Raw genomic sequence first — 1,675 nt, forward strand, 5'->3', positions numbered from 1 at the left:
GCACGGCCACTCGGCCGTCTTTGGACAGGAGCGGTTCGGGCATGAGCTCTCCGTCCACTTCCATGGAGAGGATGCCGGTCCTCGCCGGTTCGCGCAGGTGTTCGTGGCCTACGAGCTCGTTGGCGATTCGTTCCAGCAGCGTCACGGGCCAGTCTGTCTGCGGCTCGTTGGTTTCCAGCGCGAGCTCCAGGCCGAAACCAACAGACGGCTCCACCGTATCCACGAAGAAGTCGGAGAGGCCGTCCGTCACGAAGAGGGTGCGCCCTTCGGGCCGGTGGATGACGCGCCAGACCTGGCGCTTCGCGGGCCAGCCTCCTCCGACGACGATGGGGAGGATGGCTCTTTCATCCAGCGTGCCCAGTGTGCGCCAGAACGCGGTGCGTGCCGTTTCCGTTCGCTCGTAGAGCACCTTGAGCTTGCGGTTGTGTTCGCGCTCCTCGGGGCTGACTTCGGACGGGCCCGTGACTTCCCGGAACTTCACTCCGGTGATGTTCGCGTGCTCCAGCGCTTCCTTGATGTCCTCGGAGACGATGAGCGCAACAGTCCACCCCCAGGTGCGGAAGACCTTGGCATTGCCCACCTTCGTCGTGTCGATGCGCATGCCAGCGACGTCCCTGTATTTCCCCACCTTCTCTGGACGCCCATCTTCAGGCTTCCAATACAGCACCTCTTCAGAAGTCTCGTCGTCGATGCACCTGACAAGATGGAGCACGTTGACGAGGAAGTGCGGTCCTGGCTCCGATGCGACCGTCACGGGAAGCAGCTGAACATCATCCGGGGCGAGCCGGGTCAGGATGGCTGCCGCTTCCGCGTGAACGACGGGCGCGAGACCGATGCCTGCCAGCGTGAAGCCCAATGGCTGACCGACCTGGTCGACTGGAATCTTCAAGGGCGTTTCCAGGCTGACGGGTTCACCCTTCCTGAACATCCACGGATTGGCGACCTCCCGGCCGGACGCATCGATGGGATCGCCCAGCGACCACCGATCGGGGACATACAGATCGTCGATCAGTTCGAAGTACCGCATCGCCACGAGAGACTCCCGCCCAGCTATGACTTCGTGACCCACTTATGGAGCGTCGTGCTCGTGTTCAAGATGTCGCTGGCGAGCCGGCGAAGCTCGTTGGTGAGCGCCTCGCGGCATTGATGGATGCTGCCACAGTCTTCCATTGCTTCGTTCAACCGGGAGAGCACTCTTTGATGGTACGCCTCGGGATGAGGACCCTTATGGCCCGGGACACGGACTTTGTTCGCGGGATCATCCAGGGACATGCCCGCACGGTCGAAGAGCCTCTGGAACTGGGGCGACCACGGGCCACCGTTGTGCGTCGCCTCCCACCACTTGTTCGTGGCGATGTGATGCTCGTGGACTTCAACGGGCGCCGGGACGTTCGGTCCCTTGGCGGACATCGCCACCGCGTTCGGCGCCAGCGCGAGGGTCACCTCGCCGCTCGCGGATACCTCAATCGCTGAGACCTCCGCCGCCGCCACCAGCCGGAAGCCTCCCTGCTCCGCGCCCACCAGTGCGGCCTGCGCTGAGCCCGGCAATGTCGCGACCCGCGTCGCCAGCGTCTGCGCCGTGCTTCCCAGCGCCGCCATCGCCAGCATCACGAAGGCCCTTGCCGCCTGCTTTCCCATCACCTCGCCGTACTTCTCCCCCGCGTCCCGGATGCCG

General features: G+C 64.5%; 2 protein-coding genes. Both read right to left on the minus strand.

The features are described 5' to 3' along the window. A partial coding sequence (locus D7Y21_RS43265) for an imm11 family protein (protein ID WP_233612505.1) occupies positions 1–1,027 on the minus strand: 1,027 nt, incomplete at its 3' end. Between the two features lie 23 nt (positions 1,028–1,050). Next, the coding region (locus D7Y21_RS41150; protein WP_199735610.1) for an AHH domain-containing protein at positions 1,051–1,675 on the minus strand (625 nt) is incomplete at its 5' end.

The organism is Corallococcus sp. AB045 (assembly GCF_003668895.1).
Taxonomy (GTDB): domain Bacteria; phylum Myxococcota; class Myxococcia; order Myxococcales; family Myxococcaceae; genus Corallococcus; species Corallococcus coralloides.